The sequence below is a fragment of the Mycobacterium sp. IS-836 genome (genome assembly GCF_001954275.1).
Classification (GTDB): domain Bacteria; phylum Actinomycetota; class Actinomycetes; order Mycobacteriales; family Mycobacteriaceae; genus Mycobacterium.
Map to the genome: position 1 here is coordinate 153,120 of NZ_MBEU01000002.1, position 21,003 is coordinate 174,122.

A 21,003-nucleotide genomic window follows, 5' to 3' on the forward strand; every position below is an offset into this window, starting at 1 on the left:
AGTCATCGTAGATGCGCCCGCGCAGACACCTCGACGCGGCGCCGCTAACCACTAGTGCAGCTTGGGGAGCACGTTGGTGCGGTAGAAGTGAATCGCTGCGATGGGGTCGTCCTGCGGGAAGTGCAAAAACGGGACGGCACCGGCGTCGAGCACCGCTTGCACCGCAGTGACGTGTGTTCCCGGGTCGGTGCCGACCGTCCAGTTGGCGAGCACCTTGTCGATCGGGTTCGATTCGGCGGCGCGCTGGATCTCGACGGGATTGGGCTGGTCGACGGCCCCGGCGGTGAACCGCCACAGGGCGGCGGCGCGGGCGGCTTCCGCGCCGTCGCCGACGACGGCGAACATTTCGGCGCGCTTACCCAGGCCGGCGGGATCGCGGCCCGCGGCTTTCGCGCCGGCGGCGAAAGCGGCGAGCAGCTTCGAATTGGTCACGTCGTGGGCCTGGGTGATCCATCCGTCGCCGTACTGGCCGGCCAGTGTCGCGCTTTTGGGCCCACCGGCCGCCACGAAGATCGGTGGAGGCGTTTCGGGCACGTCGTAGAGTTTCAGCGAGTTCGTCTGAAAATAGCGGCCGGGGAAGGAAATTCGTGAGCCGCTCCACAGCTGGCGGATCAATCCGATGGCCTCGACCAACCGGTCGTGGCGCTCGGTGTAGTTACCGAACGTGTTGGTCGTGGCCTGTTCGTTGAGCCGCTCGCCGGTGCCGACGCCCAAGAACACCCGTCCTGGATTGAGGATCGCCAGCGAGGCGAACGCCTGCGCCACCGTCGCTGGGTGATAGCGGTAGGTGGGGCAGGTCACGCCGGTGCCGAAGGAAACGCGACTCGTGTTGGTACCGACCAACGCCAGCGTCAGCCACGGGAACATCGAATGGCCCTCGTTGTCCTGCCAGGGCTGGATGTGGTCGCTCGCCCACACGTATTGGAAACCCGCCTCTTCGGCCGCTCGGGCTTGCGCCACCAGCCGATCGGTGCGGAATTGCTCGTGCGAGAGCACGAACCCCACACCCTTGCCCGCCGGCGGCGGCGTGGTGGGCCCGGCGTGGTCGGCCCCGGGTTTGCCGCACGCGCCCGACAATCCGGTCGTTCCGAGCACGCCCGCACCCGCGGCCATCCGGCCGAACATCCGCCGTGAGATGCCAGTCATCGGGCCGGAATACCCGTCGCTCCGGCGACGACACTCGCTAGCCTGACTTGTGTGAGTCCACAGGCGCGCCCGGCGCGTAAAGACGATCTCGGCGCGCTGTCGCGCACGTTGGCCCGCGCGTTCTACGACGATCCGGTGATGATCTGGCTCCTCCCCGACGAGAAGGCCCGGATCGCGCAACTGCGTCGCATGTTCACGGCGATGACTCGGCACCACCATCTGGCCCTCGGCGGCGTGGAGGTGGCCTGCGACGGGCCGGGCGTGGGCGCGGCGGCGCTGTGGGATCCGCCGAATCACTGGCAGGAAACGCGGTGGGGGCAGTGGGCGATGAAACCGACGTTCATCCGCGTGTTCGGTCTTCGGTCGATGCGCGGGCGCGCGGTGCAGGAACTGATGAAACGCGTCCACCCCGAAGAGCCGCACTGGTATCTGGCCGTGATCGGTAGCGATCCGTCGGTACGCGGCCAGGGCTTCGGTCAGGTCCTGATGCGGTCCCGCCTGGACCGCGTTGACGCCGAACACGCACCGGCCTATCTCGAGTCGACCAAAAGCGAAAACGTGCCGTATTACGAACGTTTCGGCTTCACGGTGACCCGTGAGATCGCGCTCCCGGACGGCGGTCCGACGATGTGGGCAATGTGGCGGGCGCCGCGGTAGCGGTTCACGGGCTGCTGCGCCAGCCGGCGATGCCGATGGTGATCAACCGCAGTTGTTTGACCGCAAGCCGGCGCACGTCTTCCAGTGCCTCGGTGCTCTGGGCGTCCTCGATGGCCTCGGCGATCACGATCATCGCGTTGACGAACAGCGTCGCCAGCACGTTGAGATCCTCGGTGCTCCATTCGTGCAGGCCGGGAAATCGCGCCAGGTCGGTGGCCAGCTCCGAGGTGATCAGGCGCAGCTCGGTGCGGATCGCATAGCGCAGCACGGTGACTCCGCCCGAGCGCTCCCGATAGATGAACCGCCAGTGCTCGCGGCGTTCGGTGATGCTGGCGACGACGATCTCGACCGACGACTCGATCACGCGGGTGGGGTCGAGCTTGCCCGCCCGCGCCCCGCGCAGGGTGTCCCGCAGCGTGCGAAACGACTCATCGATCAACACCAGCCCGAGCGCCTCCATCGACTCGAAATGGCGATAGAACGCGGCGGGCACGATCCCGACCTCTCGCGTCACCTCACGCAAGCTCAGGCTGGAAAAGCTGCGGTCCTGCAGCAGCTTGAGGGCCGCGGCGATGATGGCACGCCTGGTGGCCTCCTTGCGCTCGCCGCGCGAGGGGCTTTCGCGTGGGCCGTCGCGGCCGGACTTACGCGACCGTGAGCCAGGAGTACGACTGTTCACTATTGTGAACCCTACCACATACGGGTAGAAACCCTTGACTAGCTTGGTCAGACGGGCGCATGGTGTACATATGTTCACTCAAACCGCTCAGACCTCCGGTCGGCGCTTTGTCAAAGCTTTCCAGAAGCGAGTCCTGGGTTCCGACCTGGTCGACCTGCTCACGGGTCCCCACGGCGTCGACCGCTACACCGAGCTGGTGGCGCCGACCTGGACGTCGGGAGACGGCCGCGCCAAAGTCGTCGACGTCCGCAGGACCACTCCGCGCAGCGTCACCCTCACCCTCGCTCCGAACGAGGCCTTCGCATCAGCCCATACCATCGAGGCGGGTCAGTACGTCAACGTCACCGTCGACATCGACGGCCGCCGGCACACCCGCTGCTACTCGCCTGCCAACGCCGAAGGCAGCTCGTACCTGGAGCTGACGATCGGTCACCACGACGGCGGGGTGGTCTCGACCTACCTGTACGAGCGCGCCCGTCGCGGCATGGTGGTCGGCCTGGCAGGCGTCGGCGGGGACTTCGTGTTGCCGGCGCAGCGACCGCGGCGCATCCTGTTCGTCTCCGGCGGAAGCGGCATCACGCCCGTCATGGCGATGCTGCGGACGCTGATCGCCGAGCGCCATCCGCAAACCCCTGGAGCCGAGGTCGCGTTCATCCACTACGCGCGCAGCGCCGCTGAGGCGTGCTATCGCGAGGAACTTGCCGCCCATAACAGCCTGCCCGGGGTGCGGGTGCTGCACGGTTACACCCGATCCGACGACGGCGATTTGACCGGCCGCTTCGGGCGCGAGCACCTGGACGCCGCGATGCCGTCGCCGGATGTGGTATTCGTCTGCGGGCCAACGGCATTGGTCGAGGCGGTCCGCGAGCACTGCGACAACGTGCACACCGAAAGCTTCGTGCCGCCGGCCTTCGAGCCGTCGGCGAACCCATCCGGTGGCCGAATCACGTTCGCGGACAGCGGCATTGATGTCGTCGACGACGGCCGCTCGCTGCTGGAACAGGCCGAATCAGCCGGCCTGACCCCCGACAACGGCTGCCGCATGGGAATCTGCCACACCTGCACCCGGCGCAAGACGGCCGGTACGGTGCGCAACCTGGTGACCGGCGCGGTCTCGACCTGCCCCGACGAGGACGTCCAGATCTGCGTGTCCGTCCCCGTCGGCGACGTCGACCTATCCCTTTAGGCCAATAAATGTGCGCGAGTGTGAATCTGGCGACGCCCACGCGGCGTGTCGCGTCGCGAAATTCACAGCCGCGGTGGACCTCGAAAGGAGTTCCCATGACACCCAACAAGATCACCCTGACCCCGGAACAGGCCGACGCCTTCGGCCGCGAACTCGACGCCATCAAGGAACGCGTGATGGCAGACCTGGGCGAGAAGGACGCCGACTACATCCGCCGCGTCATCAAGGCCCAGCGCGCGCTGGAGGTCGGCGGACGTGCCCTGTTGTTCCTGCCCCCGGCCTGGCTGGTGGGCACCGCGATGCTGGGCGTCGCGAAAATCCTGGACAACATGGAGATCGGGCACAACATCATGCACGGCCAGTACGACTGGATGCGTGACCCGACGATCTCCGGGCGTTCCTTCGAATGGGACACCGCCTGCCCGGCCGACCAGTGGCGGCACTCGCACAACTACATGCACCACACCCACACCAACATCGTGGGGATGGACCGCGACATCGGCTACGGCATCCTGCGGATGAGCGAGGACCAGCGCTGGACCCCGTACTTCCTGGGCAACCCGGTCTACGCCTTCCTGCTGATGGTGTTGTTCCAGTACGGCGTCGCGCTGCACGAGCTGGAAACCGAGCGCATCCGCTCCGGCGAGATCAGCCTGGACGACAAGCGAGAGGTCCTTCGGGCCATCTGGAAGAAGACGCGCCGGCAGTCGCTCAAGGACTACGTCGCCTTCCCGCTGCTGGCCGGTCCGTTCGCACCGTTCGTCTTTGCCGGCAACCTGACGGCCAACCTGATGCGCAACGTGTGGTCCTACATGATCATCTTCTGCGGCCACTTCCCGGACGGTACACAGGAATTCACCGTCGAGGAGACCAAGGACGAATCCCGCGGCATGTGGTACTTCCGCCAGGTGCTCGGCTCGGCGAATCTGACCGGGGGCAGGCTCTTCCACCTGCTGTCCGGCAACCTGTCGCACCAGATCGAGCACCACTTGTTCCCGGACATGCCGGCGCGCCGGTACGCCGAGATCGCACCCGAGGTGCAGGAGATCTGCGCGCGCTATGGCATTCCCTACAACAAGGGCCCGCTGCTGCGGCAGTTCGGCACCGTCGTCCGCAAGATCGTCAAGCTGAGCTTCCCGGGGTCTCGGAGAGACACCGCCGGCGACCCTGTCGATATCGTTCGTGGGGCCGCTTGATCCTCGCCGAACGTGAACTGGTGGAGGCTTTTTCGCAGAAATCTCGCCACAGTTTCACGCTCGGCGGGTTAGGTGGAGGCGGTCGCCGGGTTAGGTGGCGCCGCGTAGAGCGGCGCTAGCTGACTTCCGTCGGTGCGTCCGATGCCTTCACGAGTTTCACCTCGGGCCTTGCCGGCACACCGTCGGCAAGGAACCATCGGAAGGCAAGGTTGCCGCGCGGATAGCCCAGCGCTGTCAGTGAATTCGGGTGGGCCGTGGTCCCGCGGGACAAGACGATAGTCACCGAGCCGTCGCTGTTGAGCGCGGCGCTGTGGCCGTTGATGGAGCAGCGGGCATCCGACGCGCCGAACGTGGCCATGAACTGATTCCACACCACCAGGTTCCAGAACCTGCACGACGGAGGTTGGTGCGTGATGACCAGGGCTTCGTCGTCGTCGAGCACGAAGCTGCCGTAGGAGTAGCAGGCGTCGCGCGCCGACCAGCCGAAGTTGGCGTCGGGCACTTGATACGGAGCGGCAAATTCGTTTGCGGCGTGCGCGGTCTCGTGCCCGAGTCGGTGCTCATCGTCGGCCCGCGTGCCGACGGCCAGTGGAATGATGGCAAACATCGTGCGCAACCAGGCCGCCGTCGCCCGCAGCCGGGCAGCGGTTTCGGCATCGCCGTGTCGTATCGGTTCCGCCTCGTCGAGAGCCTCGATCTGCCAGGCAACCGGGCGCCCGGTCAGCGGGTCGGCTTGGTAGTCACGGGTCATCAGCGCGGCCGCGTCCGGTGTCGCGGGGAATTCGAAGCTGAAGTTGCCCTGCGCGTCGACGTCGAGGTCGGTGTCCCGGACGATCGCCACCACCCGGTCCGACCATGCCCCGGGCGACGGTTCGTTGTACGCCGTCACCGAAAAGTACACGCTGTCACCCTTGTTGCCGCTGATGCGGTAGCGCCGCTTCGGATCGACCGGGCACAGGAAGTAGTAGGCGTCGGTGTTGTCGCCGCCCCAGCGACGATCGCGGCGGAACGGGGTGTTGACCGCGACGAACTGCGGGTGACCGGGCTCGGGGAACAGGTACGTGTCGAACGCCACGCCCAAGGTGGTGGCGAGCATGCGGTAGCCGTCGGCGACGTGCCGGTCGTCGGTGACCGCTCGGTCGCCCTCGAGGAAGGAGCGGTCGAGCTCGCCGATCATGGTCACCAGCTCGCGCCACGCGGCGGTCGACTCGTGTTCGGTCATGCACGGATTCCTTTCAGCAGCAACGTGGTTGTGCGTTCGACCCAGGCGTCATCGAGTTCGGCGCCGCGGGTGAGCAAGCCCAGTAGCGTGATGCCGGCGATGGCCTCCGCCAGTTCGGCGGCCGTCACGTCGGGGCGGACCTCGCCGGCGGCCGCGGCGGCCTCGAGCCGCTCGGCGAGACCACCGCCGATGATGCCGGCGAACCGCTCCAGGAGCGCAGAATGCAGGGTCGGATCCGCTGCCATCTCGCCGACCAGCCCGGGCAGGGCCGCCCTGGCCGCCGGTGTGGTGAGGACGGCCATCGAACGGCGCACCATTTCGCGCAGGTCCTCGGGCAGCGAACCGGTATCGGGAATCTCGGTGGCGGCGCCGATCGGGAACACGGCCTCGTGCACCAGATGGGCCTTGCTCGGCCAGCGCCGGTAGATCGCGGGCTTGCTGGTACCGGCCCGCTCGGCGATGGCGGACACCAACAGGCCGGGATAGCCGGTCTCGGCGAGGAGTTCGATCGTCGCGCGCAGCACCGCGCCGTCGATACGTGGGTCACGGGGGCGACCGAGGTCTACTACCATTACGAAACTCAGAGTAACATAAGTCGCCGTGACCGAAGCCGCGATGCACGTCCGCCTCGACGACCTGGCCCAGCCCAGGTTCAGCGCCGAGGCGCAGCAGATCCTCGACATGATGGCCGCGATGGCCCCGCACTGCCCGCTGGACGCCGACGCGTTGCATGCGCAGGCCAGCTCCGACACCGGCCTGGACGATTTCGGCCGAGACGACTACCGAGAACGGCTCGACGTCTACCTCGGCGCGCTGCGGGACATCGACGGCCTGCACGGCGCCGGGGTCGTCAACTTCTACGGGCAGCTACTGCAATTGCTCAAGAACCGGCTGCTGCTGACCGACCTCGTGGGACGGCATCCCGAGATCGACGACATCGAGCTGCAGGCGCCGGTCGTGATCGCCGGTCTGCCACGCACCGGCACCACCCACTTGCACAATCTGCTGGCGGCGCCGCCGACCTTCCGAACGATGCCGTATTGGGAAAGCGTCGAACCGTTCCCGCTGCCGCAGGAGGCGGGTCTGGACCCGGATCCTCGGCGGGCGCGGATGGACGTCGCGATCAGCGTGCTCAACACCGTGATGCCGCATTTCGCGCTCATGCACGAGATGACCACCGACCACGTCCACGAGGAGATCCAGCTCCTGGCCAACGACTTCTCGACGATGCTCTTCGAGACGCTCGGCGACGTGCCGCGCTGGCGCGACTACTACCAGGCCCACGACCAGACGCCGCACTACGAGTACCTCGCGCGCCAACTCAAGGCGATGCAGTTCCTGCGCGGCGGCCGGCGTTGGCTGCTGAAGTCGCCCCAGCACCTCGAGCAGGTGCCGGTGCTGAATCGCGTCTTCCCCGACAGCATCGTCGTGTTCACCCATCGCGACCCGGTGCCGGTCGCGTTGTCGATGATCGCGATGATCACCTACTCCGCCCGCATGCACCGGTCCCCGGTGCCGGTGCAGCGGATCGCGAGCTTCTGGATCGACCGTCTGGAGGACATGCTCGGCGCGCTTGTCCGGGATCGCGACACCATCGGTCCGGACCGCTCGATCGACGTCCGTTTCGATCACTTCATGGCCGACGAACTCGGCGTCGCCGAGCGGGTCTACGCGCTGGCCGGTGAACCGTTCACCGAGGAGGTGCGCGCGGCAATCGGGGACTACCTGTCGGGCCACCAGCGCGGCCGGCTGGGCAACGTCGAGACGTCGTGCGAGATGTTCGGGCTGACGCAGGAAGATCTGCGGGCGCGCTTCGCCCCCTACGTCGAGCGCTTTCTGACATAAGGCGTCCGCTACCTTCGGAGCATGGTCACCATGCCCGCACTGGACGGCTCTGTCACTGTGGAACACAGGTACGTGGACCTGGGCGACGGAGTCACCATCCACGTCGCCGATGCCGGTCCGGCGGATGGGCCGGCGGTCATGCTGGTCCACGGCTTCCCGGAGAACTGGTGGGAGTGGCACCAGATGATCGGCCCGCTGGCCGCCGACGGCTACCGGGTGCTGTGCCCCGATCTGCGTGGCGCGGGCTGGAGTTCGGCGCCGCGCACCAGTTACCTCAAGAGCGAGATGGCCGACGACCTGGCGGGCGTCCTGGATCGACTGGGCGTCGCCACCGTGAAGCTCGTCGCCCATGACTGGGGCGGACCGGTGGCGTTCATCATGATGCTGCGCCATCCGGAAAAGGTGACGGGCTTTTTCGGAGTGAACACCTTGGCGCCCTGGGTGAAGCGCGATCCGTCGACCGTCCGCAACATCTGGCGGCTCTGGTATCAAATCCCGATTTCGCTGCCGATCATCGGTCCGCGGATCATCAGCAACCCCGACTCCCGTTTTGTCCGGATGCTGGGTTCCTGGGTTGGCGGTGGTTTCGCGTTGCCCGAGGACAACATCCGCATGTACATCGAGTGCATGCGACAGCCCGGGCACGCCGAGGCGGGCTCGCGCTGGTATCGCTCGTTCCAGACCAAGGAGATGCTGCGCTGGATGCGTGGCGAGTACGACGACGCCCGTGTCAACGTTCCCGTTCGTTGGCTGACGGGCACCAAAGACCCGGTGATCACCGCCGATCTGACCGACGGGTATGCCGAGCGCATAAGCGATTTCGAGGTCGAGCTGGTCGACGATGCCGGGCACTGGATCGTCGAGCAGCGACCCGAGTTGGTACTCGACCGGATACGCGCGTTTCTTCGCCTCGAAACGTAAACTGCGGCAGCGCGTTTCGGGCTTACTCGACGCCGATTGTGACTTCGGTGGACTTGATGAACACGGTCGCCTTCTGCCCCGCCGCGAGGCCGAGGTCGGTCGCGGCATCCTTGGTGACCGAGGACGTGACGACCTGATCACCGCCGTCGAGCTTCACCTTCACGATCGCCATCACGCTGCCGAGTTCGACCTCGGTGATAGTCCCTTTGAGCTGATTTCGGGTGGATAGGCGCATCGCTCGAGCCTAGTGCCGCGGGCCGAGCAGGGCTACGGACGCATCGACGGCCGGTTCGACGATCTCCCTGACCGCCCTTTCGTCCTCGACGGCTAGCGCGGTCAGTTCGCGCAGACCACCCAGCAGGATCACGGCCAGCGGCGCGGTCAACGGCGGCAGGCCGGCCCGCCGGAAGCCTGGGCTGGCGCTGAGGTCGATCAGCAGGTCCGACAGCAGCTGCAGCACACGGCGCTGGACCGGGCGCGCGACGGCACCCAAGGACGGGAGTTCGCGAATCCAGCTCAACGTGATCGCCGGACGGGACTCGATGAATCCGACGTAGGCCTCGACGGCCTGACGAATCTGCCGATGCCAGTCCGCTTCGGGATCGACCGCCGCGGCGATGTTTTCGGCGAGCTTTTCGATAGTGGCAAGCACTAGCTCCAGGAAGCACTGTTCCTTGCCGGCGAAGTGGTCGTAGAACGTGCGCTTGGACGTGCGCGCGTGGCGAACGATGTCGGCAACCGTGGTGGTGCGGTAGCCGCGCTCGCCGATCGAGGTGGCCAGGCCGTCGAGCAGCCGTAACCGAAACGGGTCCGGCTCGGCGGGCGCATCGCCGCGTACGGCATCGACAGCCGCTGATGTCACGGCCGACCCCTTTCGGTGAATGCGGCACCTTGTCAGGTTTGGTACTCCAGAGTACCGTACAGGGAAAGATCTGCGGTACACCGCGGTACCACCCCGGCTTCGGGGCAGATGTTGGGAGCACGCATTGAGCGAATTAGTCACCGCCCCACCGGTTTCCCAAGCAGTCAGGTTGCCTCCGGCCGCCCGGATCCCGAAGCCGCTCTGCGGTCTGTTCTTCGCGACGTCGCGGCGGGGAATGATCAAACTCCTGGCGCGCCGCTACGGCAACGTCTTCGCGATCAACCTCCCGATGTTCGGCCGCGTCGTGGTGGTCGGTGAGCCGGACCTGGCCAAGCAGATCTTCACCACCAGCCCCGACGAGCTCGGCAATATCCAGCCCAACCTGAGCCGGATGTTCGGCAGCGGCTCGGTATTCGCGCTCGACCGCGACGATCACCGCCGTCGGCGGCGGCTGCTGGCGCCGCCGTTTCACGGCAGGAGCATGAAGAACTACGAGGCGATCATCGAAGAGGAGACGCTGCGCGAGAGCGCCCGTTGGCCGGAGGGCGAGCCCTTCGCGACGATGCCGTCGACGATGCGCATCACGCTCAACGCCATCCTGCGCGCGGTGTTCGGGGCCGACGGGGCCGAACTGGACGAGTTGCGCCGGATCATCCCGCCGTGGGTCACCCTGGGATCGCGCTTAGCCGCACTGCCGAAGCCCGTGCGGACCTATGGCCGGTTCAGCCCGTGGGGCCGGCTCGCCCGATGGCGGCGCCAGTACGACATCGTCATCGACAAGCTGATCGCGGCCGAACAGGCGGATCCGAACTTCGAAGAGCGCACCGACGTCCTCGCGCTGATGCTGCGTAGCACCTACGACGATGGTTCGGTCATGTCGCGCAAGGACATTGGCGACGAGCTGCTCACCCTGCTGGCGGCCGGGCACGAGACCACCGCGGCCACGCTCGGCTGGGCGTTCGAGCGGATCACCCGGCACCCCGATCTGCTGGCGGCCCTGGTCGAGGAGGCCGACAACGGCGGCAGCGAACTACGCCAGGCGACGATTCTGGAAGTCCAGCGGGCCAGGACCGTGATCGACTTCGCCGCTCGCCGCGTCTACCCACCTACTTACCAACTCGGCGAATGGACCATTCCCCGCGGCTATTCGATGATCGTCAGCATCGCGCAGATACACGAGAACCCCAGCGTCTTCCCCGATCCGGAGCGCTTCGATCCGCAGCGCTACATCGGGACCAAGCCGTCCTCGTTCGCATGGATTCCCTTCGGCGGTGGGGCCAGGCGGTGTGTGGGTGCCGCGTTCGCCAACATGGAGATGGACGTGGTGCTTCGTACGGTGTTGCGCCACTTCACTATCGAGACCACCTCGGCGCCGGGAGAGCGGTGGCACTGCCGCGGCGTCGCCTACACGCCGAAGGACGGCGGACGGATCGTGGTGCGCAGGCGCTGAGCGTTCAGCGGTTGGCTTGGTCCGCGGTGGCGCGGCGCGGCAACTTCCAGCCCGGGCGAATGTAGTGGCAGGTGTATCCGCCGGGGTAGCGCTGCAGGTAGTCCTGGTGTTCGGGCTCGGCTTCCCAGAAGTCGCCGGCCGGGCTGACCTCCGTCACGACCTTGCCGGGCCATAGGCCGGACGCCTCGACGTCGGCGATGGTGTCCAGGGCGACGCGCTTCTGCTCGTCGTCGGTGTAGAAGATGGCCGACCGGTAGCTGGGGCCTCTGTCATTGCCCTGCCGGTCTTTCGTTGTCGGGTCGTGGATTTGGAAGAAGAACTCCAGCAGTGTGCGGTAGTCGGTGACCGCGGGGTCGTAGACGATCTCCACGGCCTCGGCGTGCGTGCCGTGGTTGCGGTAGGTCGCGTTGGGTGTGTCGCCGCCGCTGTAGCCGACCCGCGTCGAGATCACGCCGGGCTGTTTGCGGATCAGGTCTTGCATTCCCCAGAAGCAGCCGCCGGCCAGAATCGCTTTTTGGGGGGCATGTTGGGAGTCGGTCATTGCTCGCCTTCCTGATCGGCCACAACCCCGGCCCGATCCCAGCCCAGGCTACACTCCGCCGATGACCCGCAACGGCGCGAAGAGGCCCGCGTGAGCACGCCGGCGTTCTCCCGCAGCGAACTGTCCGACGCCTTCGAGAAGTTCGAGGAGACGGTGGCCCGGGCCGCCGAAACCCGCGACTGGGACGCCTGGGTGCAGCAGTACACACCCGACGTCGAATACATCGAGCACGCGGCGGGCACCATGCACGGCCGCGACGCGGTGCGTGAGTGGATCAAGCAAACGATGACGACCTTCCCCGGAAGCCACATGGTGGCCTTCCCGACGTTGTGGTCGGTGATCGACGAGCCCACCGGACGGGTCATCCTCGAACTGGACAATCCGATGCGCGATCCGGGCGACGGCAGCGTCATCAGCGCGACGAACATCACGATCATCACCTACGCCGGCGACGGCCTGTGGTGCCGTGAAGAAGACATCTACAACCCGCTGCGCTTCCTGCGGGCGGGGATGAAGTGGTGCCGCAAGGCGCAGGCCCTGGGCACGCTCGACGAAGACGCCGAACGGTGGATGCGCCAGTACGGAGGAGCGGAATGAACGCACCCAAGTTGGTCATCGGCGCCAACGGCTTTCTGGGTTCACACGTGACCCGTCAGCTCGTCGCCGGCGGCGCCGAGGTTCGAGCGATGGTGCGCCCGAACGCCAATACCCGTGCCATCGACGACCTTGCGCTGACGCGGTTTCAGGGCGACGTGTTCGACACCGCCACGCTGCGCGAGGCGATGGACGGCGTCGACCACGTGTACTACTGCGTGGTCGACACCCGCGCGTGGTTGCGAGACCCCGCGCCGTTGTTTCGCACCAACGTCGAGGGCCTGCGCAACGTGCTCGATGTGGCCGTCAAAGAACCAGCGCTGCGCCGGTTCGTCTTCACCAGCACCTACGCGACGGTGGGCCGTCGCCACGGGCATGTGGCGACCGAAGACGACGTGATCGACCCCCGCGGGCTGACTCCCTATGTGCAATCCCGGGTTCAGGCCGAAGATCTGGTGATGCGGTACGTGGCCGAGGCCGGCCTGCCCGCCGTCGCCATGTGCGTCTCAACCACTTACGGCAGCGGGGACTGGGGAGGCACCCCGCACGGCGCCTTCATCGCCGGCGCGGTGTTCGGCAAGCTGCCCTTCCTGATGAACGGCATCCAGCTGGAGGTCGTCGGCGTCGACGACGCCGCCCGGGCAATGATCCTGGCCGCCGAGCGCGGCCGCATCGGCGAGCGATACCTGGTGTCCGAGCGGATGTTCGCGCTGAACGATGTCGTGCGGATCGCGGCCGACGAAGCCGGGGTGCCACCGCCGCGACGCGCGATCTCGGTGCCGGTGCTCTATGCCCTGGCCGCAATGGGCACCCTGAGGGCCCGGCTGACCGGCAAGGACTCCGAACTCAGCCTCAGGTCGGTGCGCATGATGCGCGCCGAGGCCGACGTCGACAGCAGCAAGGCGAAGCGCGAACTGGGCTGGCAGCCACGCCCGGTCGAGGAATCGATCCGCGAGGCGGCCCGGTTCTGGGCCGCTTTAAAGGGCGCGCAGACCACGCGCAAAGACACGAAGGACAGCACCACCGCCCCGGCCGAATAGGCTCGGCGCGCGGGAAGGCTTGAGCGCCGACGGGCGTTGCATCCCTTATCCGCGTCCATAGGAGGTATCAACCATGGCCCACCGGCAAGTCCTGGAACCCAACGCCGGGCACCCGATCACCATCGAGCCGACCAACCGAAGGGTGCAGGTTCGTGTCAATGGCGAGCTGGTCGCGGACACCACCGCCGCACTGGAATTACGCGAGGCGACTTTGCCTGCGGTGCAATACATTCCGTTAGCCGACGTGGTCTCCGACCGGCTTACCCGCACCGACACCAGCACCTACTGCCCGTTCAAAGGCGACGCCAGCTACTACAGCCTGACCACCTCGGCCGGCGACACCGTCGAGGATCTGATCTGGACGTACGAGCAGCCCTATCCGGCGGTCGCGGCGATTGCCGGGCACGTCGCCTTCTACCCCAACAAAGCCGACATCAGCGTGGCGTAGCGTTCAGTCGGTGAACACGGCGGCCGACTTGGTGTCGCTGTATTCGCGCATCGATACGATCTGCCCGTCGCGGGTCTCGAAGATGCAAACAAACGGTGAGTCGTACTCGACGCCGTCCCTCGAGGTTCCCGAGGCATGCGCCTCAACGACAACCGTGTCGCCTTCGTTGACGCAGCGGTACAGGTCGAGATTGATCTCGACGATCTGTCTGCGTCGCTCGTTGGCCCGCCGGAACGTCTCCTTGTCGAACGAAACTCGCGTGATGATGCTCCAGTAGGTGAACTCGTCGCTGAGCAGCGCGAAACCCTCATTCACATCGCCGCCCTCGCAGACGCTCTGCAGGAACATCCAGGCCAGTTCGGCTTGCGGGCCATCGAACGGCGTCATCACATCGCAATATTGTCTTGGAAGATGGTGAACGGTCAATCGCGCGGTCGTCGGCCGCAATTGGAGTGAGCTGGAGCTTTCGTGAAGAGTGCGCGCACGGTGACGTTCGCTGGGACCGTCAGCTTCGGGCACACGCTCGCGCCACTGCGCCGCGGGCCTCGGGATCCGTGTTTTCAGATGACCGCTGACGGCGCGATCTGGCGAACCTCCCTGCTGCCCAGCGGACCCGTCGCGGCGCGGATCAGCCGGGCGGCGCCCAATGCCGCCCGCGGCGAGGCGTGGGGCGCCGGCGCCGAGGAGTTCGTCGAGACGTTGCCCGCGCTGCTGGGCGCCGAGGACGACGTCTCGGGCTTCGCTCCGCGGGACCCGACGGTCGCCGCCGCGCACCGGCGGGTCCCACACCTGCGCCTGGGCCGCACCGGACGGGTGCTGGAGGCCCTGATCCCCGCGGTCATCGAGCAGCGAGTACCGGGCGCCGATGCGTTTCGGTCGTGGCGGGTGCTGGTGTCCAAGTACGGGACGCCGGCGCCGGGGCCGGTGCCCGCCGGCATGCGGGTACCGCCCTCGGCCGACGTGTGGCGCAACATCCCGTCGTGGGAATTCCACCGGGCCAATGTCGATCCGGGGCGCGCCCAGACGGTGGTGCGCTGCGCGCGCCGTGCGGATTCGCTGGAACGGTTGCTCGCGCGGCCGTCGGCGCAGGCGCGCGAAGCGCTGACGTCGCTGCCGGGGGTCGGTGAGTGGACCGCCGCCGAGACGGCGCAGCGGGCGTTCGGCGATGCCGACGCCGTTTCGGTGGGCGACTATCACATCCCGAAGATGGTCGGCTGGACGCTGCTGGGCTACCCGATCGACGACGCGGTCATGCTCGAGGTGTTGGAGCCGATGCGGCCACACCGCCACCGCGTGGTTCGCCTGCTCGAGGCGAGCGGGCTGGCATACGAGCCGCGGCGCGGCGCGCGGCTGCCCGTGCAGCAAATTCATTCTCTCTGACCTGCCGGTGTTTTCGAGCCCGGTCATCGGGTATCCGTTAGGGCAAGTACCTGCGAGGGAAGGAAGCGATGACTCAGTTCACCATTCCGGGATTGACCGACAAACAGGCCGCGCGGCTCACCGAATTGCTGCAGAAGCAGTTGAGCACGTACAACGATCTTCATCTGACGTTGAAGCACATCCACTGGAATGTGGTGGGGCCCAACTTTATCGGTGTGCACGAGATGATCGACCCTCAGGTCGAGGCGGTGCGTGGCTTCGCCGACGACGTCGCCGAACGCATTGCGGCCCTTGGTGCTTCGCCGCAGGGGACGCCGGGTGCCATCATCAGGGACCGATCCTGGGACGACTATTCCGTCGACCGTGACACCGTCCAGGCGCATTTGGCCGCACTGGACTTGGTCTACACCGGCGTCATCGAAGACATTCGCCACGCGATCGACGAAACGGACGACATCGATCAGGTCACCCAGGACCTGCTGATCGAGCAGGCCGGCAACTTGGAGAAGTTCCAGTGGTTCGTGCGGGCGCACCTGGAGAGCGCAGGCGGCAAGTTGAGCCATGAGGGCTCGGCCACCGAAAAGGAAGCAGCACGCAGCGCACGGCGCAATTCGTAGCAAACGAATCGGCTATTCGGCCTGGCTTTCGGTGTCCCGAGGCTGACGTTCGGCTTCGGCGGTTTCACGATTGAGTCGCTGCGCCTCGTAGATCGTGACGTTGGTGCGCGACATGACCAACGCGGCTATCCCGACGGCGAGGATCGCCCCGGGCACCACCGAGAACGAACCCGTCATCTCCGCGACCATGATCATGATCGCCAACGGCGCGCGGGCGACACTGCCGAAGCACGCCATCATCCCCACCACGACGAAAATTCCCGGTCCGCCCGGCACCCCGGGCAGGCCAGACATTTCGCCCAGCCGCCAGACGGCGGCCCCCACGAAGGCGCCGATCACGATCCCGGGTCCGAACAGCCCGCCGGATCCGCCGGTCCCGATCGACAAGGAAGTCGCGACGATCTTCGCGATCGGGAGGACGACGACGACCCACAGCGGGATGTGCAACAGCGATCCGCGATCGGCCGCCAACTGCGCCCAGCCGTAGCCGCTGCTCAGGATCTCCGGGATCAGCAGTCCCAACAGGCCGACCAACAGCCCGCCGAGCGCGGGCTTGACGACCGGTCCGCCGGGCAGCCGGTGGGTTAGCGCCACCGCGGCATGGAAGATCCGGGCATAGAGGTAGCCGACCGCCGCGGCCAGCAGGCCGATCACCACGAACCACAGCAGCGGCCACGCCCTTTCGAAGCGGTACTCCGCGTCGATGTAGCCGAACAGCGGGTCAAAGCCCAGAAAAGCTCCCAGCACCGCATATGCGGTTCCCGAGGTGATGAAACCGGGCAGCAGGCAGCGGTAGTCGAAGTCGTCGCGATAGGGGATCGATGCGGCTAGCACCGCCCCACCGAGCGGCGCGCCGAAGATCGCGCCAATGCCCGCGCCGATACCCAGCGCGACGGCGGTCCGGCCGTCCTCGTCGGAGAGGTCCAGGCGCCGGGTCAGCAACGAACAGAAGCCGGCTGAGATTTGTGCCGTCGGGCCCTCACGACCGCCCGAACCGCCCGAACCTATGGTCAGCGCGCTGGCGACCATCTTCACCAACACCGCGCGAAAACGGATCGCGCGGGGATCGCCGTGTATCGCTTCGATGGCTTCGTCGGTACCGTGGCCGGTGGCTTCCGGCGCGAGCTTGGTCACGATCAATGCCGATAGCAGCGCCCCTGCCGTCGTCACCAGTGGGATCGCCCAAGGACGTACGAAGCCGCCGGACCCATGGTCGCCGCCGTCTCCGACGGGCGTCGGTATGTGGTAACCGGCCAGGTAGCCCAGCAGAAACTCGCCGGTGTATTTCAGCGCGAGATAGAAGACAACGGCTCCGAGGCCGGCCACGATACCGATGGCAGTGCCCAGCAGCAGCCACTTGCGCACGTAGCCCGACTGCCGGATCGACGCCCCGAATCGTCCGCCCGCCGCCGCTGCCGGGGCGACCGCGGGGTGCGGGTCGGCCTCCGCCGGCTCGCTCACCGGTTCCGCCACCCAAGCACCCAGCCATCGTAAGACCAGCGGGAATAACTGGACCACGGTCCGGTTATATAGGCAACCCTAATTTGAGGAGACAAATGCCTGCTATTACCGCGGACACGCTCGCCCTGCCGCGGATCGGCCCGCCCGATCCATCCGACACCGAGCGCCCGGTCCGATCGATCACCACCGGCCCGCGAGGCTACGAGGGTGAAGGCTTCCCCGTCGTCCGCGCGTTCGCCGGCGTGAGCGCCGCTGCCCTGGATCCCTTCGTGCACATGGACCAGATGGGCGCGGTGGAATACCAGCCCGGAGAACCCAGGGGAACCGATTGGCACCCGCACCGCGGCTTCGAAACCGTCACCTACATGCTCGACGGAAAATTCGCGCACCAGGATTCCCACGGCGGTGGCGGCCTGATCACCGATGGCGCCACCCAATGGATGACGGCGGGTTCGGGCATCCTGCACATCGAGACCCCGCCCGCCGAATTGGTCGAGAGCGGCGGCCTTTTCCACGGTGTCCAGTTGTGGGTGAATCTGCCGAAGAAAGACAAGTTCGCGCCCCCTCGGTACCAGGCCATCGAAGGCACCGACGCCCGGCTGCTCGCATCCGATGACGGCGGGGCGCTGGTTCGCATCATCGCCGGTGAGATCGACGGTCACCGCGGTCCCGGTATCACCCACACGCCGATCACGTTGGCGCATGCGACGATTCAACGTGGGGCCCGGCTCAACATCCCGTGGCGGCGCGATTTCAACGCGCTGGTCTACGTCCTGTCGGGAAGCGGGTATGTGGGTCCCCTCGCGCACCCGATCAGGCAGGGGCAACTGGCCGTGCTCGGACCCGGCGACCGGATCACCGTCGGCGCCCAATCAACCCAGGAGTCGTCCCGCACCACAGCAATCGATGTGCTGCTTTTGGGCGGGCAGCCCATTCGCGAGCCGGTATTCCACTACGGGCCTTTCGTAATGAACTCTCGCGCGGAATTGGTCGAGGCGCTGCAGGACTACCAAGCTGGGAAATTCGGCAATATTCCGCCGAACGCGTTAATGCCACATCACGGGGTGGCACACTTCAATAATGGCGATAACGGCGAGTCGCCGCCCGGGCCGACCGCCCGCAGCAAAGGCTGACGAGACGCGTCAGCGGATCATGCAGGCCGCTCGTCGGGTGTTCAGTGAACGCGGTTACGACGGTGCGACGTTCCAGGCGATTGCGGTCCAGGCCGACCTGACGAGGCCGGCGATCAATCACTACTTTTCCAGCAAACGGCTGTTGTACCGCGAGGTATTGGGGCATGCCAACGACGTCGTCATCCGGGACGCTATTCGGGCGGCACAGCGCGAGACCACGTTGACCGGGCGGCTGACGGCGTTCATCACCACCGCGGTACGCGCTAATTCCGACAATCCTGCCGTGTCGGCGTTTCTGATCACCGCCGTGCTGGAATCGCAGCGGCATCCGGAATTGAGCCAGACCGAGAACGATTCGATGAGAATCGGCCGCGAATTTCTGACGTGGGTGGTCGGCGAGGCGATCGAGCGTGGCGAAGTCGCCGCCGATATCGACGCGCAGGCACTGGTCGAGACGCTGGTCGTGGTGCTTTGCGGGGTGGGATTCTATGCCGGCTACGTCAGCAACTACGAAGAGATGTTGGCCGCCACCGACGTGCTCCGGCGGCTGTTGGAAGGCGCGCTGCTGCGCCCCGAACGCTGACTCGACACCGGGTGTCCGGCGCCAGTGAAATCGCGCACAAAGCGTATAGGCTAACTAACTTATTCGGTAGCATGGTGCCGATATGACTGAGCTTGACGACACCTCCGTAGAGCCTTCCTTACCGCCCTCATTACGCACCGCGGGTGACTCGTGGTCCATCACCGAACTCGTCGGCGCTACCGCCTTGGGCGTCGCTGCCTCGCGTGCCGTGGAAACGGCCGGACCCAATCCACTAATACGTGACGACTTCGCCAGGGTGCTGGTGTCCTCGGCCGGTCCCGCGTGGGAACGCCTGGCCGACGCCGAACTGGCTTGGCTCGACGACGACCCGCACGCGCGGCGTGCACATCGGCTGGGCATCGACTATCAGGCCGTGCGCACGCACTTCTTCGACGAGTACTTTGCCGACGCCGTCAGCGCCGGTATCCGGCAGGTGGTGATTCTGGCCGCCGGGCTGGACTCGCGTGCCTACCGGTTGGATTGGCCGGCGGATACCGCCGTCTACGAGATCGATCAGCCCCAGGTGCTGGAGTACAAGACCGCAATCCTGCAGCGGCACGGCGCGGTTCCGGCTGCCAGCAGGCGCCCGGTCCCGGTGGACCTGCGGGATGACTGGCCGGCAGCGTTGACCGCAGCCGGCTTCGACCGCACCCAACCGACCGCCTGGCTTGCCGAGGGCTTGCTGCCCTATCTGCCCGGCGATGCCCAGGACCGGCTCTTCGAGATGTTCACCGCGCTGAGCGCGCCGGGCAGCCAGGTGGCCATCGAGGCGTTCGGCATGAATTCGCGGAGCAACTCGCAGCGCTGGCTGCGGATGCGGGAGCGGCTCGGCCTGGATGTCAACGTCCAGGCGCTGACCTATCACGAGCCGGACCGCACGGATCCCGTCGAGTGGCTGGCCGAGCACGGCTGGCAGGTAAACAGCGTGAACAACCGCGACGAGATGGCCCGGCTGGGCCGGCCGGTACCCGACGACCTAGCCGACGAGGCCGTCCGCAGCACGCTGCTGCGCGCACGCCTCGGCGCCCCGACCCACTGACCCGCGCCCACCCCCCTACCAAGGAGCACGCGATGAGCTCACTGCGCACCCACGACGACAGCTGGGACATCAAGTCCAGCGTCGGCACGACCGCCGTGATGGTCGCCGCCGCCCGCGCCGTCGAAACCGAGCGGCCCGACGCGCTCATCCGCGACCCGTACGCCAAGCTGCTGGTCACCAATGCGGGTGCCGGTGTCCTGTGGGAGGCCATGCTCGATCCGGAGATCGCGGCCAGGGTCGAAGCCCTCGATTCCGACTCCGCGGCGCACCTCCATCACATGCGCGGCTACCAGGCGGTGCGCACGAATTTCTTCGACACCTTTTTCAAGGACGCCGTCGCCGACGGGATCCGGCAGGTGGTGATCCTGGCGTCGGGCCTGGATTCCCGCGCCTACCGCCTGGATTGGCCGGCGGGCACCACGGTGTACGAGATCGACCAGCCCGATGTGTTGGCCTACAAGTCCACGACGCTCGCCGAAAACGGTGTGGCGCCTTCGGCCGATCGCCGCGAGGTCGCGATCGACCTGCGTCAGGACTGGCCCGCCGCGCTGCGTGCCGCGGGCTTCGACCCCGCGGCGCGCACCGCCTGGCTCGCCGAGGGACTGCTGATGTATCTGCCGGCGGAAGCCCAGGACCGGTTGTTCACCCAGATCGGCGAGCTCAGTCCGGCCGGCAGCCGGGTCTCGGCCGAAACCGCGCCCGCGCACGCCGACGAGCGTCGGCAGCAGATGCGCGAGCGGTTCCGGAAGGTGGCCGACGAACTCGGCCTGGAGGAGACCATCGACGTCGGGGAGCTGATGTACCGCGACGACCACCGGGCGAACGTCGCGGACTGGCTGAACGATCACGGCTGGCGCGCCCGCGCGCAGCCGTCGGCGGACGAGATGCGACGGCTGGGCCGCTGGATCGACAGCGTCCCGTTGGCCGACGACAAGGACGCGTTCTCCGACTTCGTGATCGCGGAGCGGTTGTAGCGGCAGCCGCCCAGGATCTTCCTTTCTGC

24 protein-coding genes are annotated in these 21,003 nt (G+C 66.8%); 15 read left to right on the forward strand and 9 right to left on the reverse strand.

The window, feature by feature from the left end:
* Positions 1-51: 51 nt before the first annotated feature.
* Entirely contained in the window at positions 52-1,146 is a 1,095-nt protein-coding gene (locus tag A5747_RS00700; protein WP_076121455.1) for a F420-dependent hydroxymycolic acid dehydrogenase, read from the reverse strand.
* Positions 1,147-1,197: 51 nt separating this feature from the next.
* Between A5747_RS00700 and A5747_RS00705 the strand changes: the two genes are divergently transcribed.
* On the forward strand, positions 1,198-1,803 hold the full coding sequence (locus tag A5747_RS00705) for a GNAT family N-acetyltransferase (protein WP_076121457.1): 606 nt from the start codon (positions 1,198-1,200) through the stop codon (positions 1,801-1,803).
* A 4-nt stretch (positions 1,804-1,807) separates the two neighbouring features.
* Here the strand turns inward: A5747_RS00705 and A5747_RS00710 are convergent, their stop codons facing one another.
* Entirely contained in the window at positions 1,808-2,482 is a 675-nt protein-coding gene (locus tag A5747_RS00710) for a TetR family transcriptional regulator (protein WP_076121459.1), read from the reverse strand.
* Between the two features lie 70 nt (positions 2,483-2,552).
* Here A5747_RS00710 and A5747_RS00715 point away from each other — a divergent pair, with 70 nt between their 5' ends.
* Both A5747_RS00715 and A5747_RS00720 read left to right on the forward strand, forming a co-directional pair.
* Entirely contained in the window at positions 2,553-3,668 is a 1,116-nt protein-coding gene (locus tag A5747_RS00715; protein ID WP_076121461.1) for a flavin reductase family protein, read from the forward strand.
* Positions 3,669-3,763: 95 nt separating this feature from the next.
* Positions 3,764-4,864, forward strand: coding sequence for an acyl-CoA desaturase (locus A5747_RS00720; protein ID WP_076121463.1), 1,101 nt, complete (start codon positions 3,764-3,766; stop codon positions 4,862-4,864).
* A gap of 115 nt (positions 4,865-4,979) precedes the next feature.
* Here A5747_RS00720 and A5747_RS00725 read toward each other — a convergent pair whose 3' ends face one another.
* Together A5747_RS00725 and A5747_RS00730 are read right to left on the reverse strand one after the other, a co-directional pair.
* Positions 4,980-6,086, reverse strand: coding sequence for a DUF1214 domain-containing protein (locus A5747_RS00725; RefSeq protein WP_076121465.1), 1,107 nt, complete (start codon positions 6,084-6,086; stop codon positions 4,980-4,982).
* The gene (locus A5747_RS00730) at positions 6,083-6,658 is read right to left on the reverse strand and encodes a TetR/AcrR family transcriptional regulator (protein WP_076121467.1); all 576 of its coding nucleotides are present in this window, start codon (positions 6,656-6,658) and stop codon (positions 6,083-6,085) included. The genes A5747_RS00725 and A5747_RS00730 overlap by 4 nt, the downstream gene beginning before the upstream one ends.
* A gap of 43 nt (positions 6,659-6,701) precedes the next feature.
* On the opposite strand from A5747_RS00730, the gene A5747_RS00735 reads away from it, so the two are divergent.
* Positions 6,702-7,931, forward strand: coding sequence for a sulfotransferase (locus A5747_RS00735; protein ID WP_198938103.1), 1,230 nt, complete (start codon positions 6,702-6,704; stop codon positions 7,929-7,931).
* A gap of 21 nt (positions 7,932-7,952) precedes the next feature.
* Positions 7,953-8,852 (forward strand): alpha/beta fold hydrolase, encoded by a 900-nt coding sequence (locus A5747_RS00740; RefSeq protein ID WP_076121471.1) that lies wholly within the window; start codon positions 7,953-7,955, stop codon positions 8,850-8,852.
* 22 nt (positions 8,853-8,874) lie between these two features.
* Here A5747_RS00740 and A5747_RS00745 read toward each other — a convergent pair whose 3' ends face one another.
* Positions 8,875-9,087 carry a molybdopterin-binding protein gene (locus tag A5747_RS00745; protein ID WP_076121473.1) on the reverse strand — a complete coding sequence of 71 codons (213 nt, stop codon included), beginning with the start codon at positions 9,085-9,087 and terminating at the stop codon, positions 8,875-8,877.
* Between the two features lie 9 nt (positions 9,088-9,096).
* A complete protein-coding gene (locus A5747_RS00750) occupies positions 9,097-9,714 on the reverse strand; it encodes a TetR/AcrR family transcriptional regulator (protein ID WP_076121475.1) in 618 nt (205 codons plus the stop codon).
* A 124-nt stretch (positions 9,715-9,838) separates the two neighbouring features.
* Here A5747_RS00750 and A5747_RS00755 point away from each other — a divergent pair, with 124 nt between their 5' ends.
* Positions 9,839-11,164 (forward strand): cytochrome P450, encoded by a 1,326-nt coding sequence (locus tag A5747_RS00755; RefSeq protein WP_076121477.1) that lies wholly within the window; start codon positions 9,839-9,841, stop codon positions 11,162-11,164.
* 4 nt (positions 11,165-11,168) lie between these two features.
* Here the strand turns inward: A5747_RS00755 and msrA are convergent, their stop codons facing one another.
* Positions 11,169-11,705 carry a peptide-methionine (S)-S-oxide reductase MsrA gene (msrA, locus tag A5747_RS00760; protein WP_076121479.1) on the reverse strand — a complete coding sequence of 179 codons (537 nt, stop codon included), beginning with the start codon at positions 11,703-11,705 and terminating at the stop codon, positions 11,169-11,171.
* 90 nt (positions 11,706-11,795) lie between these two features.
* On the opposite strand from msrA, the gene A5747_RS00765 reads away from it, so the two are divergent.
* The 3 genes from A5747_RS00765 (at position 11,796) to A5747_RS00775 (ending at position 13,787) form a co-directional block, all read left to right on the forward strand.
* A complete protein-coding gene (locus tag A5747_RS00765) occupies positions 11,796-12,302 on the forward strand; it encodes a nuclear transport factor 2 family protein (RefSeq protein ID WP_076121481.1) in 507 nt (168 codons plus the stop codon).
* Complete coding sequence (locus tag A5747_RS00770) at positions 12,299-13,339, forward strand: NAD-dependent epimerase/dehydratase family protein (RefSeq protein ID WP_076121483.1); 1,041 nt, start codon at positions 12,299-12,301, stop codon at positions 13,337-13,339. Before A5747_RS00765 ends, A5747_RS00770 begins: the two co-directional genes overlap by 4 nt.
* A gap of 73 nt (positions 13,340-13,412) precedes the next feature.
* Positions 13,413-13,787 (forward strand): DUF427 domain-containing protein, encoded by a 375-nt coding sequence (locus A5747_RS00775; RefSeq protein ID WP_076121486.1) that lies wholly within the window; start codon positions 13,413-13,415, stop codon positions 13,785-13,787.
* Positions 13,788-13,790: 3 nt separating this feature from the next.
* Here the strand turns inward: A5747_RS00775 and A5747_RS00780 are convergent, their stop codons facing one another.
* Positions 13,791-14,174: a nuclear transport factor 2 family protein gene (locus tag A5747_RS00780; protein ID WP_139329496.1), complete on the reverse strand. Its 384-nt coding sequence runs from the start codon at positions 14,172-14,174 to the stop codon at positions 13,791-13,793.
* A gap of 81 nt (positions 14,175-14,255) precedes the next feature.
* Between A5747_RS00780 and A5747_RS00785 the strand changes: the two genes are divergently transcribed.
* A complete protein-coding gene (locus A5747_RS00785; RefSeq protein ID WP_076121488.1) occupies positions 14,256-15,167 on the forward strand; it encodes a DNA-3-methyladenine glycosylase in 912 nt (303 codons plus the stop codon).
* 68 nt (positions 15,168-15,235) lie between these two features.
* Positions 15,236-15,784, forward strand: coding sequence for a DNA starvation/stationary phase protection protein Dps (gene dps, locus A5747_RS00790; protein ID WP_076121490.1), 549 nt, complete (start codon positions 15,236-15,238; stop codon positions 15,782-15,784).
* Between the two features lie 12 nt (positions 15,785-15,796).
* Here the strand turns inward: dps and A5747_RS00795 are convergent, their stop codons facing one another.
* Entirely contained in the window at positions 15,797-17,245 is a 1,449-nt protein-coding gene (locus A5747_RS00795) for a chloride channel protein (protein WP_076121631.1), read from the reverse strand.
* A 95-nt stretch (positions 17,246-17,340) separates the two neighbouring features.
* Between A5747_RS00795 and A5747_RS00800 the strand changes: the two genes are divergently transcribed.
* The 4 genes from A5747_RS00800 (at position 17,341) to A5747_RS00815 (ending at position 20,974) form a co-directional block, all read left to right on the forward strand.
* Positions 17,341-18,378, forward strand: a complete 1,038-nt coding sequence (locus A5747_RS00800; RefSeq protein ID WP_083699982.1) for a pirin family protein — start codon at positions 17,341-17,343, stop codon at positions 18,376-18,378.
* Complete coding sequence (locus tag A5747_RS00805) at positions 18,326-18,961, forward strand: TetR/AcrR family transcriptional regulator (protein WP_076121492.1); 636 nt, start codon at positions 18,326-18,328, stop codon at positions 18,959-18,961. The genes A5747_RS00800 and A5747_RS00805 overlap by 53 nt, the downstream gene beginning before the upstream one ends.
* Before the next feature lie 82 nt (positions 18,962-19,043).
* Positions 19,044-20,000, forward strand: coding sequence for a class I SAM-dependent methyltransferase (locus A5747_RS00810; RefSeq protein WP_076121494.1), 957 nt, complete (start codon positions 19,044-19,046; stop codon positions 19,998-20,000).
* Between the two features lie 41 nt (positions 20,001-20,041).
* A complete protein-coding gene (locus A5747_RS00815) occupies positions 20,042-20,974 on the forward strand; it encodes a class I SAM-dependent methyltransferase (protein WP_142245413.1) in 933 nt (310 codons plus the stop codon).
* Positions 20,975-21,003: the final 29 nt, after the last annotated feature.

What these genes read in the sequence shown, in the direction of transcription:
- A5747_RS00700 (WP_076121455.1), bottom strand. Translation starts at nt 1,146, where the DNA reads ATGACTGGCATCTCACGGCGGATGTTCGGCCGGATGGCCGCGGGTGCG.
- A5747_RS00715 (WP_076121461.1), top strand. Translation starts at nt 2,553, where the DNA reads ATGTTCACTCAAACCGCTCAGACCTCCGGTCGGCGCTTTGTCAAAGCT.
- A5747_RS00720 (WP_076121463.1), top strand. Translation starts at nt 3,764, where the DNA reads ATGACACCCAACAAGATCACCCTGACCCCGGAACAGGCCGACGCCTTC.
- A5747_RS00725 (WP_076121465.1), bottom strand. Translation starts at nt 6,086, where the DNA reads ATGACCGAACACGAGTCGACCGCCGCGTGGCGCGAGCTGGTGACCATG.
- A5747_RS00730 (WP_076121467.1), bottom strand. Translation starts at nt 6,658, where the DNA reads ATGGTAGTAGACCTCGGTCGCCCCCGTGACCCACGTATCGACGGCGCG.
- A5747_RS00735 (WP_198938103.1), top strand. Translation starts at nt 6,702, where the DNA reads ATGCACGTCCGCCTCGACGACCTGGCCCAGCCCAGGTTCAGCGCCGAG.
- A5747_RS00740 (WP_076121471.1), top strand. Translation starts at nt 7,953, where the DNA reads ATGGTCACCATGCCCGCACTGGACGGCTCTGTCACTGTGGAACACAGG.
- A5747_RS00745 (WP_076121473.1), bottom strand. Translation starts at nt 9,087, where the DNA reads ATGCGCCTATCCACCCGAAATCAGCTCAAAGGGACTATCACCGAGGTC.
- msrA (WP_076121479.1), bottom strand. Translation starts at nt 11,705, where the DNA reads ATGACCGACTCCCAACATGCCCCCCAAAAAGCGATTCTGGCCGGCGGC.
- A5747_RS00770 (WP_076121483.1), top strand. Translation starts at nt 12,299, where the DNA reads ATGAACGCACCCAAGTTGGTCATCGGCGCCAACGGCTTTCTGGGTTCA.
- A5747_RS00775 (WP_076121486.1), top strand. Translation starts at nt 13,413, where the DNA reads ATGGCCCACCGGCAAGTCCTGGAACCCAACGCCGGGCACCCGATCACC.
- A5747_RS00780 (WP_139329496.1), bottom strand. Translation starts at nt 14,174, where the DNA reads ATGACGCCGTTCGATGGCCCGCAAGCCGAACTGGCCTGGATGTTCCTG.
- dps (WP_076121490.1), top strand. Translation starts at nt 15,236, where the DNA reads ATGACTCAGTTCACCATTCCGGGATTGACCGACAAACAGGCCGCGCGG.
- A5747_RS00800 (WP_083699982.1), top strand. Translation starts at nt 17,341, where the DNA reads ATGCCTGCTATTACCGCGGACACGCTCGCCCTGCCGCGGATCGGCCCG.
- A5747_RS00805 (WP_076121492.1), top strand. Translation starts at nt 18,326, where the DNA reads ATGGCGATAACGGCGAGTCGCCGCCCGGGCCGACCGCCCGCAGCAAAG.
- A5747_RS00810 (WP_076121494.1), top strand. Translation starts at nt 19,044, where the DNA reads ATGACTGAGCTTGACGACACCTCCGTAGAGCCTTCCTTACCGCCCTCA.